The organism is Bradyrhizobium sp. Ec3.3 (assembly GCF_000472925.1).
Lineage (GTDB): Bacteria > Pseudomonadota > Alphaproteobacteria > Rhizobiales > Xanthobacteraceae > Bradyrhizobium.
Genome location: NZ_AXAS01000034.1, coordinates 25083 through 39149, shown reverse-complemented (window position 1 = coordinate 39149; position 14067 = coordinate 25083). Strand labels below are relative to the sequence as shown.

General features: G+C 57.1%; 12 protein-coding genes and 1 pseudogene. 9 read left to right on the top strand and 4 right to left on the bottom strand.

Annotated features, from left to right (window positions below):
• Positions 1 to 4: 4 nt before the first annotated feature.
• From YUU_RS0128340 to YUU_RS0128330, 3 genes are read left to right on the top strand one after another with little or no spacing between them, the layout of a single operon-like run.
• Positions 5 to 250, top strand: coding sequence for an acyl carrier protein (locus YUU_RS0128340; protein ID WP_027525417.1), 246 nt, complete (start codon positions 5 to 7; stop codon positions 248 to 250).
• Entirely contained in the window at positions 237 to 1622 is a 1386-nt protein-coding gene (locus YUU_RS0128335; protein ID WP_027525416.1) for a class I adenylate-forming enzyme family protein, read from the top strand. Before YUU_RS0128340 ends, YUU_RS0128335 begins: the two co-directional genes overlap by 14 nt.
• Positions 1615 to 2340, top strand: a complete 726-nt coding sequence (locus YUU_RS0128330; protein WP_027525415.1) for an SDR family NAD(P)-dependent oxidoreductase — start codon at positions 1615 to 1617, stop codon at positions 2338 to 2340. Before YUU_RS0128335 ends, YUU_RS0128330 begins: the two co-directional genes overlap by 8 nt.
• A gap of 10 nt (positions 2341 to 2350) precedes the next feature.
• On the opposite strand, the gene YUU_RS51955 is transcribed toward YUU_RS0128330, so the two are convergent.
• The gene (locus YUU_RS51955) at positions 2351 to 2653 is read right to left on the bottom strand and encodes a hypothetical protein (protein WP_035663553.1); all 303 of its coding nucleotides are present in this window, start codon (positions 2651 to 2653) and stop codon (positions 2351 to 2353) included.
• Positions 2654 to 3127: 474 nt separating this feature from the next.
• On the bottom strand, positions 3128 to 3790 hold the full coding sequence (locus tag YUU_RS0128320; RefSeq protein WP_027525414.1) for a response regulator transcription factor: 663 nt from the start codon (positions 3788 to 3790) through the stop codon (positions 3128 to 3130).
• 757 nt (positions 3791 to 4547) lie between these two features.
• On the opposite strand from YUU_RS0128320, the gene YUU_RS0128315 reads away from it, so the two are divergent.
• On the top strand, positions 4548 to 5441 hold the full coding sequence (locus YUU_RS0128315; protein WP_035663549.1) for a response regulator transcription factor: 894 nt from the start codon (positions 4548 to 4550) through the stop codon (positions 5439 to 5441).
• Between the two features lie 558 nt (positions 5442 to 5999).
• Positions 6000 to 7106, top strand: a complete 1107-nt coding sequence (locus tag YUU_RS51950; protein WP_084801586.1) for a Wzz/FepE/Etk N-terminal domain-containing protein — start codon at positions 6000 to 6002, stop codon at positions 7104 to 7106.
• 214 nt (positions 7107 to 7320) lie between these two features.
• Here the strand turns inward: YUU_RS51950 and YUU_RS0128305 are convergent.
• Both YUU_RS0128305 and YUU_RS0128295 read right to left on the bottom strand, forming a co-directional pair.
• Positions 7321 to 8510 (bottom strand): IS3 family transposase gene (locus YUU_RS0128305; RefSeq protein WP_156944548.1). Its coding sequence is split into 2 segments (ribosomal slippage): positions 7321 to 8261 and positions 8261 to 8510, totalling 1191 coding nucleotides; the frame shifts between segments, so codons are not numbered across the junction.
• A 320-nt stretch (positions 8511 to 8830) separates the two neighbouring features.
• Entirely contained in the window at positions 8831 to 9961 is a 1131-nt protein-coding gene (locus YUU_RS0128295; RefSeq protein ID WP_084801583.1) for a glycosyltransferase family 4 protein, read from the bottom strand.
• 248 nt (positions 9962 to 10209) lie between these two features.
• Here YUU_RS0128295 and YUU_RS51945 point away from each other — a divergent pair, with 248 nt between their 5' ends.
• The 4 genes and pseudogenes from YUU_RS51945 to YUU_RS51940 all read left to right on the top strand — a co-directional run.
• A complete protein-coding gene (locus YUU_RS51945; RefSeq protein WP_035663545.1) occupies positions 10210 to 11169 on the top strand; it encodes a deacetylase in 960 nt (319 codons plus the stop codon).
• A gap of 183 nt (positions 11170 to 11352) precedes the next feature.
• Positions 11353 to 12222 (top strand): heparin lyase I family protein, encoded by an 870-nt coding sequence (locus YUU_RS56735; RefSeq protein ID WP_210164178.1) that lies wholly within the window; start codon positions 11353 to 11355, stop codon positions 12220 to 12222.
• An 8-nt stretch (positions 12223 to 12230) separates the two neighbouring features.
• Positions 12231 to 13649, top strand: a complete 1419-nt coding sequence (locus YUU_RS0128280) for an O-antigen ligase (RefSeq protein ID WP_156944547.1) — start codon at positions 12231 to 12233, stop codon at positions 13647 to 13649.
• A gap of 52 nt (positions 13650 to 13701) precedes the next feature.
• Positions 13702 to 14033: pseudogene (locus YUU_RS51940) on the top strand (transposase); the annotation flags it as partial.
• Positions 14034 to 14067: the final 34 nt, after the last annotated feature.

The following is a 14067-nucleotide window of genomic DNA, read 5'->3' as shown; positions in this document are numbered from 1 at the left end:
TACCATGTCGGTCAAGTCGAAGATCTTTTCCGCGATGAAGCAGATCGCCGAGGAACAGAAGGTCACGCTTCCGCCGCTTGAGGACGATCTGCCGCTCAACGAAACCGGCTTCGATTCACTGGCATTCGCGATCCTGGTTGCGCGACTGGAGGACGAGCTCGGTATCGATCCCTTCACTGTCGCCGAGGACGCGGCCTTCCCGTCAACGCTCGGTGAGTTCGTCAGAGCCTACGAGAATGTCCCTGCCTGACATCTTCGCGCTGCGCCAATATCTTGGCCCGGAGCTGAAGGACCGCACGATTTCCGATGCCCGGCACAGCGTATCGCTGACCGACATTGTCCAGTACAGCTGCCTGACTGGCAGATCCTGCGAGCTGTCCGGCCGCTCGGTGCTGCTTGCGACGTCGGGACAGCTGCTGTCCGCGCTTGCAATGATCGAGCTCGACGGCGTCGCCCGCCGCATGCTTCTATGCCCGCCCGACCTCGATTGGGATTGCCTGCAGGTCCTGCTCGAGCAGGCCGAGATCGACACCATCGTCACCGATCGGCCGTTACAGCGATGTATTGCCGGCAAGTACATCGTCATCGGCATCGACCTGCCCGAACGGAGGACCGTGGGATGGAAGGTCGACCGCGCGACCGAGTGGTTGATGCTGACCTCGGGGACGTCAGGGCTGCCGAAGATCGTCCGGCATACGCTCGATGGGCTCGCCGGTGCGATCATCGCCGACGGGCCTGCGCGCTACCGGAACGCAACCTGGGCGACGTTCTACGACATCCGTCGCTACGGCGGCCTGCAAATCTTCCTGCGCGCCTTGATCGGCGGCGGATCGATGGTGCTTTCGGAGCCCGGGGAGGCTATCGCAACCCATGTGGCGCGGCTGCGCACGGGCGGCGTCACCCACATCTCCGGAACACCGTCGCACTGGCGCAAGCTCCTGATGAGCGGCGCGGCCGCCGACTTTTCGCCGCGCTATGTCCGCCTCTCGGGTGAAATCGCTGACCAGGCAGTGCTCGACGGCCTGGCTCGGGCATTTCCGCATGCGTCGATCGGCCACGCCTATGCCTCGACCGAGGCGGGCGTCGGTTTCAGTGTGGACGACGGGCGCGAGGGTTTTCCTGCCCACCTGATCGGACCGAATCGCGGCGGCGTTGAGATGAAGGTGGTCGACGGCTCGCTGCGGATCCGTTCCAAGCGTACTGCGCGCGCCTATGTCGGCGCCGATGCGCCGCCGCTCACCGACGCCGACGGCTACGTCGATACCGGCGATATTGTTGAGCTGCGCGGCGAACGATACCATTTCGTCGGCCGGCGAGGCGGCATCATCAACATCGGCGGGCTGAAGGTGCATCCAGAGGAGGTGGAAGCGGTGATCAACCGGCACGCCTCCGTCCAGATGTCGCGCGCGCGATCGCGCAGGAGCCCGATCACCGGCGCCATTGTGGTCGCCGATGTCGTCCTCGCCGACGGCACCGATCGGGAGCGCCACGAGACGATCCGCAAGGAAATTCTCAGCCAGTGCAAGGACTGCCTGATGGTATGGAAGGTGCCTGCAGTGATCCGCTTCGTCGAGCGGCTTGACGTCACGGCAGCGGGAAAACTGGCACGCACCGATGCGTAACGTCCTCGTCACCGGCGGCAGCCGCGGTATCGGTATTGCGATTGCGCGCAGGCTCGCCGCATCCGGCGACTACAATGTGGTCGCGGTAGCGCGCCGCGAAAGCCGGGAGCTCGCGGCCGCAATCCGCCAGGCACAACGGCGCCTGCATTTCCGCGCCTGCGACCTTGCGGCGACTGATGCGATTCCAGTCTTCGCAAAATCGGTGCGCGACGAATTCGGCACGATCTACGGCCTCGTCAACAATGCCGGGATCGGCACTGATGGGTTGCTGGCGACCATGCACAATTCCGAAATCGAGGCCTTGATTCGCCTGAACGTATTGGCGCCGATCATCCTGACCAAATACGTGGCGCGCCATATGATGGCCGACGGTCTGGGGCGGATCGTCAACATTTCCTCTATCGTCGCCTCGACCGGCTACAGCGGCCTGTCCGTGTATGCCGCGTCCAAGGCCGCGGTCGCCGGCTTCACCCGTTCGCTGGCCCGAGAGGTCGGAAGGGTCGGCATCACCGTGAACGCGATCGCGCCCGGCTTCATCGACACCGAATTGACCAGATCCCTGAACGACGAAGGCCGTCGCCGCATTACTGGCCGCAGCGCACTGCGCCGCCTGCCCGAAGCCGACGATGTCGCTTCAATGGTCGAATATCTGCTCGGCGAAGGCGGCCGGAACATCACCGGGACCGTGGTCACGGTCGACGCCGGTAACACCGCCTGACCGCCGAAACTCAGGCATCGAAGTCGACGTCGCCTGACTGCAGGCTGTGCACTTCATTCCAGCGCGGCCCCTTCAGATGCTCAAGCATCGTGTTGCAGACCTCCTCGGCTTCCGTGAAAGTCGCGAACGCCGAACCGCCGATCTTGATCGCGCTGTTACTCTGATCGAGCGGACGCCACGACGCCATATAGCCGGCACGTCCATGAAAGCCGGAACCAGCAGAGCTCTCATACGTGATCACAAAGGAAAAGCCCTCGCCGGTCGTGCTCCAAATTTCCATGTCCTCGACGGCACGGTGAAACTGAAGGGACATCAAGATGCGCCCGCCTGCGCGCTTGCGGCTCGACCACAGTGTTTAGTCACGTTGGCAGGCTGTCTGTGGAGAAACGGCCCTGACCATAGGGGGCAGCAGGGAGGGCCAGGGCCGCCGCTCCAGATGTGCCCACGTCCGGTCGGCACATCTCTGCGATCGCATCTGGAGCCGCTCGCTATCGCCCGCGACTTCGTTTTACCAGACAACGGACAAACCGCGATGGACCAGTGCTGCAGATGACCAATAGATACACTTTCCGGCCGATACTTTGGCTGCGATTCTGGATCAGCCGCCTGCCCCGACGGACTACCCCACCAAGCCTCCGGGACATTGCGCCGCCAATCAAGCGGCGCCCGCGCCAATCATTTCCGGCGCACGGTGACACCTGGCGTCTCGTTCCCCGCCGGTAGAGGCTCGCGCAGATGGTCAAGCGTGGCGCGTGAAGATTGTCTCAGCGCTCTCCACTTGCCGGACTCAATCCGGAATGCGGGCCTTCTCTCGCGGGATGGTCGCGCGCTCATGTTGCGAGATGGCGAGCGCCGCGAGCACCGTCCGATTGCTGATTTCAAGCTTTTGAAAGATGTTGTGCAGGTGCACCTTGATGGTGCCGTCGGCTATGTTCAATCGCCGCCCGATTTCCTTGTTCGACAGCCCTTCGGAGACCAGACGCATGATCTGACGCTCGCGGTCCGTCAGCGCGGTCAGCGCGCTATCCGAATTTGTGCCCTGCGACATAATCGACTCGGATGGGGCGGCTGGCAGCAGGCTGTGATTATTGGCGACGTGCCGCAAGGACTGCACCAGCACTTCGGGCTCCGTGTCCTTCAGGATGATACTACAGGTCATGGGCGTCGCCGCGAGTATCAGTTCGCAATCTTCACCCGCGGCGAAAAACACCACGTGCGTTGAACGATTCTCTGAATTGACGGTCGAAAGAATTCTCAGCGCGCCCAGATCAGGCATTGCGGGATCGACGATCGCGATATCGGGCGCCAAGTTCCGAATCGCTTCGATGCAGCTCGTGGCGTCGCTACAAGATGCGACAATATTGAAATCGGCTACGCCACCGAGCACGTTGCTCAGTCCCTGCAAAACCACCGGATGCCGGTCTGCAATGACTACACTGGTACGTCGCATTGGGCGCTCCTCAGCGCGTCGCCCCCAAAAGATAAACTCTGTGTCCCCATCACTATTTCACTGCAAGCGATAGAATCATTCGAAATTACCAATAACACAAGCAATACTTAAAGGTTAACAGGCGTGCCAATAACACAAGCAATACTTAAAGGTTAACAGACGTGCCGGTCTGCTCGCTTCCCGACTCTCACCCAGCAATTCGGCGAGACGAACGCCCCGTAAGAATCCGGTAATCAGCCTTCGCCCGCCCGCCTCCGTTGCGGACGAGCCTGGTTAACGGCGAAATCTTACGGCCGCACACCTTCGACATTTCCTCAACGTTCGATCTGCACAGCGCCGTTAACTCGCTTGCAGAATGTGTTCGCGCAGACGTGGCATCGACGAACAAAAACTCCGACAAGTTCTTCAACGTTGAATCAACATCGCGACCTTATTCGCGCAGAGACTGTGCCAGAAGGCGTTTTCAGGCATCGTAATCGTACGGATATATGCAGGCCCGTTCCTATAACCAACGATATATAGGGCGATTGGAAATTCGCCTCTAACATTCATAAATGCTTAAGCAATCTGGAGTGATCGCCGACAACGTTCGGCGAACGACAAAAGAGGAGGATCACGATCGAAGTAACTCGATATTTTTGAAGACTACACGCTGAGGGAGAACGACCAATTTAACAACAACGATTCGTTCGTCGAAAGGCCAAATTGAGTTCAACCGTCCGTCGCTGTTGTGTCATTGCGTAGGCTGGAGGGTAAAATGAGGAGGCGGCAATCTTACGGAACGGTCCTTATTGGAAAGAACGTTCTGATTAGAGAAGGTATTGCTAAAATATTGCACGCGGCAAATTTTCGTATCGCCGCATCGGCGTCAAGCCCCGCGGAATTGCCAGGCTCACTTCAAGAACAGCAACTGATGTTTCTCATCGTCCACACCGGCGATGATTTCGATCTCGCGAGAGAACAAATTGGATCTGTGAAAAATAGATATCCGGACGCGCGCGTCGCGATCGTCTCGGACAACTATCGGCCGGCCGAACTTGCTTCTGCATTTCGTGCAGGCGCCAACGGCTACTTCGTTAACGTCATTTCTTGCGATGCTTTCATCAAGTCCGTTGAGCTCGTCACGATGGGCGAGACCGTCTTCCCGCCGGCATTTCTGTCGTTCGCTCTTGACGGCAATCGCGAATGCGAAACGACGCCGCTCAGCGAGAACGAGCACGCGATCCTCGTCACGTCGGAGGACCCGATCTCGCCGCAGCTCTCGCCGCGCGAGAAGGCAATTCTATCCTGCCTTATCGAAGGCGACTCCAACAAGTGCATTGCCCGAAAGATCGATATCGCCGAAGCTACCGTGAAGGTCCACGTCAAGGCGATCCTGCGCAAGATCCGGGTCCAGAACCGGACGCAAGCGGCGATTTGGGGAATGAACCATGGGTCGCTGGTACGAGCGGCAAGCGGTCGCGCGCTCACAGCCGTCGATCCGGGCAGAGGGATTGCGAAGCCTCTCGAGGTGATCTCCGAGATGGAGCAGATCAGCGAGCCGGCTCCATTGGTCCCCCAGTCTAGTCACGTCGCGGTACCCCCTATCGACGGTCTACTCCGCAAGGGCGTGGACCGAGGGACTCGCGCGGCGGCACGGCTCTACAAGTAGGCGCAGGGACCCGGAAACGACTGCCGTCGTGCGAACGATCCCACGGTAAGCCGCGACACTTTCGTCGACGTCCAGACGCTTGGCAGGAGCTGCCCTTGCGTGAATGGCACGCGAGATCGCAGCTGGCACTCCCCTCGGCCTGACGACGCGCAGCGCGCAGGCCGAGGGAGCCGGTTTTTCATCGCTCCCGCAGCGATACCTGCTTGCAGCTCGCCGGCACCAGGCCTCCTCGTCGATGGCGATGTCTATCTGCTCGAGCCAGCGGGTCCGCGCCGCCGATAAGAGGGCGTGGTTCGTTGGGGTTGAACCTGACAACGCGATGGCAGCCAATAGGCGTTGCCCCATGGCTTGGCGCGAAGCAATGCAGCGTCCTGTTCGTCTGATGCCCACCATTGGACATTCGCCCAACACAGGGCGCTCGGATTCCGGGAGTTCCGCGGCTCAACCGACCATCGTAGTTACCCACATATTGCCAGTTCCCATTAGCGACCTGGAATGTACTGATTTAGCTTGAGATGAGCGACTGGGTCGTAGCATCGACTATCAGGCTGGTGAGAAATGTTGCAGAACAACAGGACCGATAATTGGATAAGTCGCGACAATAGGCCGCCTGAATTTCGTCCAGGCCCGGTCGTGTCCCTGGCAGAAGTGCTGGCCGTGCTGGCCTTCATGCGACGGCATCTACCGATCATATTGCTGACATGTTTCGCGGCGCTTGGCGTTGCTGCAGTTTACCTCGTCACCGCGGTACCGACCTTCACCGCCAAGGCGCTAATCATCGTAAACTCGAGGGCGAGCCTTGCGGATGCTGCGGCGGTCTCAACGGTCGTGGAAAGCCAGGTCGGGATCATAAAGTCTGAGAGCATCGCCAGCGCCGTGATCGAAAAACTCGGCCTTGCTCAAGACCCGGAATTTGCGACTGGCCAAGGGATGATATCCATATCCCGGATGCTCGGCTGGACCAAACCGGAGACGGAAGCCAGCGCCGCGCGCCATGCCCTGGAACCGTTCGAACGCAAGCTTTCGGTCAAACGTGTCGGCCCTACGTATCTTGTCGAGATTACCTTCGACTCCAGAGATCCTGATCGAGCGGCGCAGATCGCAAATGCCGTTGCAGAAAGATACATTACCCCTCCAATGGACAGGGCCAGCTGGCAAGACGACAAATGGGTTAAGGATCGACTGAACGAATTGAGCACTCAAGCACTAGCTGCCCAAAAGGCATTGGAGGATTATGGTAAGGATCGGAAAGAGCCAGCGGACTCAGCTGCTACCATCGATAAATTGGCAGCCGCTGCGGAATTATCAAAAAAGGCCTATGATAATTTTCGCCACGTGCTGCGTAAGACTGAAGCGACGCAACAACAATCCTCGCCGGTGTTTGAGGCGAACCTCGTCAGCGCGGCGTCACCTCCTTTGAGGGCAAGTTCGCCAAAACCTAGAATCGTGCTTGGAATAGCGATCGTTGGAGGGCTACTTCTTGGCATCGCTGTCGCAGTGCTGCGCGATCTATTGGCTCGAGGCGTCCGCGCGAGCGGGCCGGAACATCGTCTAAGCACCGAGGAGGGCCGGATCGAGCGAATGCCTCCGGATATGATTCGACCAGATCATCAATCCGAAGCATCGGCAAAGGCAACGCCTGTACGCCTCACGGGTTCGGGGTGAAGAGTGCCATCTTCACCGACGATCGGCTCCGCCCGACCGGGCGGTTCGTTTTGAACACCGATCTGGCGTGCCGATTATAGGCGGCATAGCCATCGCCCGCCGGCAAAGTCCGCCAGATGACGCTCGAAGGTACGACTCTCGAGGAGATCCCTTGTCGACCTCGGGGTCGAGCCAGCTGACCGCCGGATGCACGCGCTGACCTTGCCCCCAAGTTTTATCCAGTCCTGAGTTCGCTCTGGCTGGTGGATTTACCCGAATGGGCGGTGGTAGCGACGGGAGCTGGTGCGGAGCCATCGGCATAGCGCAGCGCCAGATCCCGTCGCGGGTTGCAGGTGAAGGCGAACTCGGATGGTGTTTTCCATCCGAGTTGCGAGTGGGGTCGCGTATCGTTGTAGTCGGCCCGCCAATGTCCGAGTTCGACCCGGGCCTGGGCCAGCGAAGTGAACAGCGTCTCGTTCAACAATTCGTCTCGGAGACGGCCATTGAAGCTTTCGATGAAGGCATTCTGCGTCGGCTTGCCGGGCGCGATGTAATGCCAGGCGACGCGGCTCTGATCGGCCCATGTCAGGATGGCGTTGCTGGTCAATTCGGTGCCGTTGTCGCTGACCACCATTTTGGGCTTGCCGCGCTTGATGATCAGCCGGTCAAGCTCCCGAGCCACCCGGGAGCCCGACAGCGAGGTGTCGGCCACCAACGCCAGGCACTCGCGCGTGCACTCGTCGACCACGGTCAGGATGCGGAAGCGGCGGCCATCGGTAAGCTGATTCGAGACGAAGTCGAGCGTCCAGCGGTCATTCGGCACTATCGGCACCACCATCGGCGCCCTGGTCCCGAGCGCCCGCTTGCGGCCACCACGGCGACGGACCACGAGCCTCTCTTCCCGATAGAGCCGGAACAGCTTCTTGTGGTTGACCAGATAGCCCTCCCGCTTGAGCAGAACATGCAGGCGCCGATAGCCGAAGCGACGGCGCACCTCGGCGATCGCTCTCATGCGTTGGCGTAGGGCAGCGTCATCCGCCCGGGTCGTCTGGTATCTGACGGTCATGCGGCAACAGCCGATGGCTTTACACGCCCGCCGTTCGCTCATCCCGTGGGCCTCCATGAGATGGGCGACAGCTTTCCGCTTCCCTGCGGGCGTCACCACTTCTTTCCCAGGAGGTCCTTCAACGCCGCATTGTCCAGCATGGCGTCGGCCAATAGCCGCTTCAGCCGCGTGTTCTCGTCCCCCAGCGTCCTCAGCCGCTTGGCCTCCGAGACCTCCATCCCGCCAAACTTGGCTTTCCATTTGTAGATGCTGGCATCGCTGACGCCGTGCTTCCGGCACAAATCGGCAACCGACACGCCAGCCTCGTGCTCCTTCAAAATCCCGATGATCTGCTCTTCCGTAAAGCGGCTGCGCTTCATGCTCTGGTCCTCATATGGGCCAGAGCGAACTTCAATCTGGATTAAGTCCAGGGGGCAAGGTCAACGCGCCAGTCCAGCGATGTCGCGGTACCTTACGCCGATATTGCCGAGCTCGAATGCGACATCGGATTCCGCCCCTTCACGACAGTCGACGAGGGTGTTGCACGGTCGCGAACTGGTACCGTGAGTGTCACGGGCTTTAGCGGTAGAGCGCGGCGAGCAGAAAGACCATTCCACCGATCATGTGTGGAGCGCAGGTACGCGATTGCGGCCTCGCTCGCGCAAGATCAGGTCGACGAGAACGTAGGCGAGACGAGCAATTATCGCTCAGCAACAAGAGGCGTCAAAGCGGCAATCAACTCCGTAACTTTTGCCGTCGGCGAGTGATTGGTCTTAACGTAGATCTGACATCGTCGCGCCAGCGCGTTGTGATCGTCCGCGTCGAGCTCCCATATTGCCTGCACCGATCTGCAGAGTTCCAACTCGTCCACAACCGATGCGCCGAGGACATGACGCAGGACGATTAAATCCGGATCGACAGGCCGGCGCGTCACAATAGGTGTGCCCACGGCCAGAGCCTCCAGAAACGCGTTCGAGAAGCCCTCGTAATGCGATGTGCACAGGAGCATCGCCGCATTTGATAGGAATGGTTTAAGGTCAGCCCTCCGGACATACCCAACCATTTTCACGTTCGGGAGATGGTGCAGACCATTGACGGCATCGACGGTCACTTGATCAGCATCTCGGGACAGCATCCCTGCCACGCGAAATTCGACGGCGGGAAGTTCACGAGCGATCCGAAAAAGTAATGGCAGGTTCTTTGGATACCGGAAGACCCCAAGCCAAGCGACATATCCGCGCTCTGCGCGCAGCAACGGAGCGGTCGCGTCCTCCGCCACGACAATAGGATTGTGAATGACGTGAATGGGCTTGCCAGTAAACAGTGCTGCCAACTGGTCGCGTTGATACTGATTCTGACAGAGAAATCCGGCTGCTCGGTGCCGAGCCCAAGAATAGGATAACCATTCATACTGTCGAAGACCGATCTTGTATCGTTCATCGACGTCTGCGTCGCTAACAACACGGTAGACGAACGGGACCTTCAATTGATCCGCAACGAACGCCATGATGCCGGTGCCCACCCCACGTGCACCCTGGATGATGACATCCGGACGATAAGCGCGGGCAGCTGCCAACACTTTGGGAATGTACGAGTAGAAATACTTCGCTACCCGAACGCCCTGCGCGGGATCATAAGTCTCAATCAGCTTGGTTTGCTCGCCCGGACCAACATGGGCCAAAGCGCCCTTCCAGGTAAGCACAGCTGTTTCATGGCCAGCATCTTCAAGCGCGCGAAGCCATATTAACAGTTCGACGGCCCACCCGCCGATCGGATAGTTCTCATCCTTCAATAGGTAGGGAATGGAAAAATCTATTGAGAGAATCCGCACCTGACACCCAGAGCTTTTTTGAATTCTAGTCGCCCGCCGCCGCGGCTCAATGGACCATCCTGGTTACCCATTTATTGCCAATTTCCACGGAATGACCCGGTGTGTAGTGATCTAAGCTGGAACGTAGTCCCTGAATGGTAACGTGCTGTCCATGCGTCCTTTCGCAATTGGCCGGCATCTGTCCCGTTCCCCGGCTCACTGCCGGACGCTAGCGAATGTCGACGTGTTGCTTACGTAGAGTAGAAGCCTTGAGAAGCTTTCTTATTACAATCGATACAGAGGGCGATGATATTTGGAGCAAGCGTTCAAGTATCGAAACTCGCAACGCGTCCTTTCTTCCTCGCTTTCAGGCGCTATGTGAGAAATTCGGACTGAAGCCGACCTACCTGGTCAACTATGAAATGGCGAATGATCGTGGCTTTGTTGAATTTGGCCGCGATCTAATCGCTCGAGGCGCCGGCGAAATCGGGATGCATTTGCACGCTTGGAATTCACCCCCAGTTCATCCCCTGACTAGCAATGATGCCTGGCACCAGCCATTTCTAATCGAATATCCAGAAGACGAGATTCGGAAGAAGATAGAGTTTCACACGCATTTTCTGGAGGACGTTTTCGGCGTCAAAATGCTGAGCCATCGATCGGGCCGCTGGGCCCTTAATGCATTCTATGCGGATATGTTGAGGGAATTCGGATTTAGAGTAGACTGTTCCGTAACCCCTCATGTGGACTGGCGGAGCGCAGGAGGGACTGACTATCGAGGGTTTCCTGAGCAGCATTATTGGATGAGTAAGCGAAATATCGCGCTTCCGGGAGCCTCTTCACTACTGCAGGTTCCAATGACGATTATCAATCGATCGCCTGCTTTGATGATCCGGGCGACCCGAGCTTGTGAAAACATATCTGACTTGCCGGACAGGGTGCGGCGCTACATTTGGCCGCTTGATTGGCTCCGCCCCAATGGGTCGAATCTGACGTCTATGCTGCGCATTCTTGACACTGCTATCTCCCAAAATCGGCCCTATGTAGAATTCATGACGCATTCCTCGGAGCTCATGCCTGGCGGTAGTCCTTATTTTCCCTCGATTGACTCAATCGAAAAATTGTATCGGGATTTGAATGAGCTCTTTTCACAGGTGGCGAAGCATTTCTGCGGCAGAACGCTGACGGAATTTTACAACAAGATGTTGCCATTATCATGCTCCGACTAACAAGTAAGAATAGAGGCAAGAGGAATAGCAATGATAATAATGATACCAGCTATCATTGCAGCGGCCGGCAGCATGGTGAACATATCTGATGGATCGAGGTTCCTCGGTACTGTGGCAGACGCAAGTGGTCCCCGGAATTTCGGAGGTGCAGGTCTATCTGCTCGCAGCTTTCCTGCCACGCATATGGCAGGCAACGAGAGCGCATCGTACCCGCCTGTATTTATAACAGCTGCCCCGTCGATCACTTCGTTTTCGACTAAGCCGCAAACCCGCTTTCCTATCGGTGGTGACATCTACGAAGTTGATACGGCGGGCAAGAGCTATAGCCTGACCAATCCTGACCCACAAACGCTCCGCTTCGAAATCCGCCCGGGTGATAAAGCCTACTACGATGACGCAGATGGCGAAGAATGTGATCGCGCCGAAATTGAGCGCACCACCAACAGTGGAGACCAAGAGCATATTGCGGGCGGTACTCCTATCCACATCAACTATCAGTTTAAGGTGGAGGCAAACGGGCCCAATGGCTCATTTATAAACACGGCGAACTGGTTCGTCACTTCAGAAATGCAAACCACCGCCGCGTCAGGCTCGCCTGCATTCGCCATCCAGCTTGATGGCAACCATCTGCAGATTGTCGCGCGCTATTGCCCTGTGGGTCTGGATCCGAGTAACGCGGCCGGAAACGTGACACATCTCACCCTCTGGACCGACCCCAATCCAATTCACACTGGACAGTATATCAATATCGAAATACGGGCCAATGTGTCGGACGACAGTAGCGGGTATTTGCAGGTTTGGGTAAATGGCAACAACGTTGCGAACTATCATGGCCCCTTGGGCTTTGGGACCCCCACCTATTGGATGTATGGACTCTATCGGAACGCAGGTCCATCCGAGACTGTCGCAGCCTATTTTCGAAATATGACGCTAACAACCGGGTCGGGGCCACCTGGCGTCACGTCACGGCCCCCCTTGACTCAGGGAGCGATGCTATCACCGGCACGGCTAGATCCGTGCCGCACTAGAAGCAAAAACTCCGATACGTTATGAGGGATTTTTTGAATTATACCGGCCACGCTCCTTATCATCTCACATTTGCGCATTCAGACGTGCAGAGTGGAAGAATTGTTTTTCTTTTGTTCGTTTTTGCATTGCCATTCCATGAGGTACCGTTCCTCACAGACAATTTGTTTGGCCTACAAGGCTTCAAGCCGTTCAACTTGCTTTCAGCGATATTGTTGGTCTATTTTTTCAAAAGTGCGCCCTTACACGCGACGGACAAAATTGAGCAAAGATCCATCAGAATCTTTCTCCTGTACTTCGCAACCTTTACCATTGCTTTCATTCGATCGATTCCAAATGCTCCGCTCTTTCATAGTCACTACCCCAATTCATTTTCAGAGTCCTATTCGGACTATGTACTGTCTTCTTTCATTGTCCCTTCCTTCTATATTGTAGCATTTTTATTTACCCTTAAGCGCATGCGCTCCTTTCAAGAGCTCGAGAGGCTCACGACCGTGATCTGCCTCTCCGTATTGTTGTTATCGGTCGCTTTCATCACACTTGTCCTGATGAATCCGTCCGTTCTGTTTTCAGAACGGAGCGAAATGGCTGGGCTGATCTCAGGCGCCCGGGATGAGATGGCTGAGTTGTGCGAAGGTTATATTGGTATCCATTACAATACGCTCGGAACTATATACATTTGTACGATACCCTTGTTACTCTATAGAGCTCTTACGCGCGGCGGTCTCTGGATCGTACCTCTCTCTCTATCGCTTCTGGCAATTCTTTTCGTCGAATCGCGCAGTACACTTGTCGCGGTAGCAGTTTCGTGTTGTCTATTTCTGATTCAGCGACGTAGGTTTGACATTTTAGTTCTTGGTGCTGCGGCGATCGGCATCACATCGTTTCTGTGGATCGGACAAAGCGTCTACGCTCTTTTTTCGACAGGGTTTGGAGACAGTTCCGGGCTCTCTGCCAATAGCTTGCTGACGGGCCGCGTTGATTACATTTGGGTTCCGCTGCTAAATGAATGGACGAACGATATCGGGCTATTCCTGTTTGGCGCTGGTCGCTACGGAATGATGACCAGCCAACTTTGGGATACAGGAACCCTCATACACGCCGTTCATGCGCATAATGCGATTATCGGCTTCTTTCTTGATTGCGGCGCTATTTTTACCAGTGTGCTTATAATTTTCCTTCTCGTTGGAATAACTAGCGCTTGGCGAGTCGGACGAAGCCTGAATAGTGACCTTTATTGGGCTTTGTTCGCATGCATCTTCGGATATGGAATTGGCATGATGACTGACCGTGAAATCTTTCCAACACTTCAAAACATGTATGTATTCCCAATCATTGCGATGATGATCAACTTGGCGCGGTTGCAGTATCTATTTCGACGAGAGAAAAATTATGATGGTTCTGCTGCCGCTAAGATGCAGCAACTGTATCGGCTCGGGGAGGAGAACGCCTGACGTTGCCCCCGCGGTTTTATCGAGGAGTCTGGCCCTGAAGGAGGACCAGACGATGAAGCGGAAGCGGTTTACGGAGCAACAGATCATCGGGGTTTTGCGTGAGCACATGACTTGGGTGCGAAGACAGCTGATCTGTGCCGCAAACACGGGATCAGCGAGGCGGCCTTTTACAACTGGAAGAGTAAGTTCGGCGGCCTGGACGTCTCCGAGGCCGGCGACTGAAGCAGCTTGAGGGGGAGAACGCCCGGTTGAAGAAGCTGTTGGCGGACTCGATGCTGGACAAGCCGCGCTGAAGGATCTGCTGTCAAAAAAGTGGTGACGCTCGCTGTCAAGCGAGGGGCCGTCGCTCATCTGCGGCGAGCGCACGAGATGAGCGAACGGCGGTGACCTGAGCCCCAACTTTCATCCGCCGACAAGT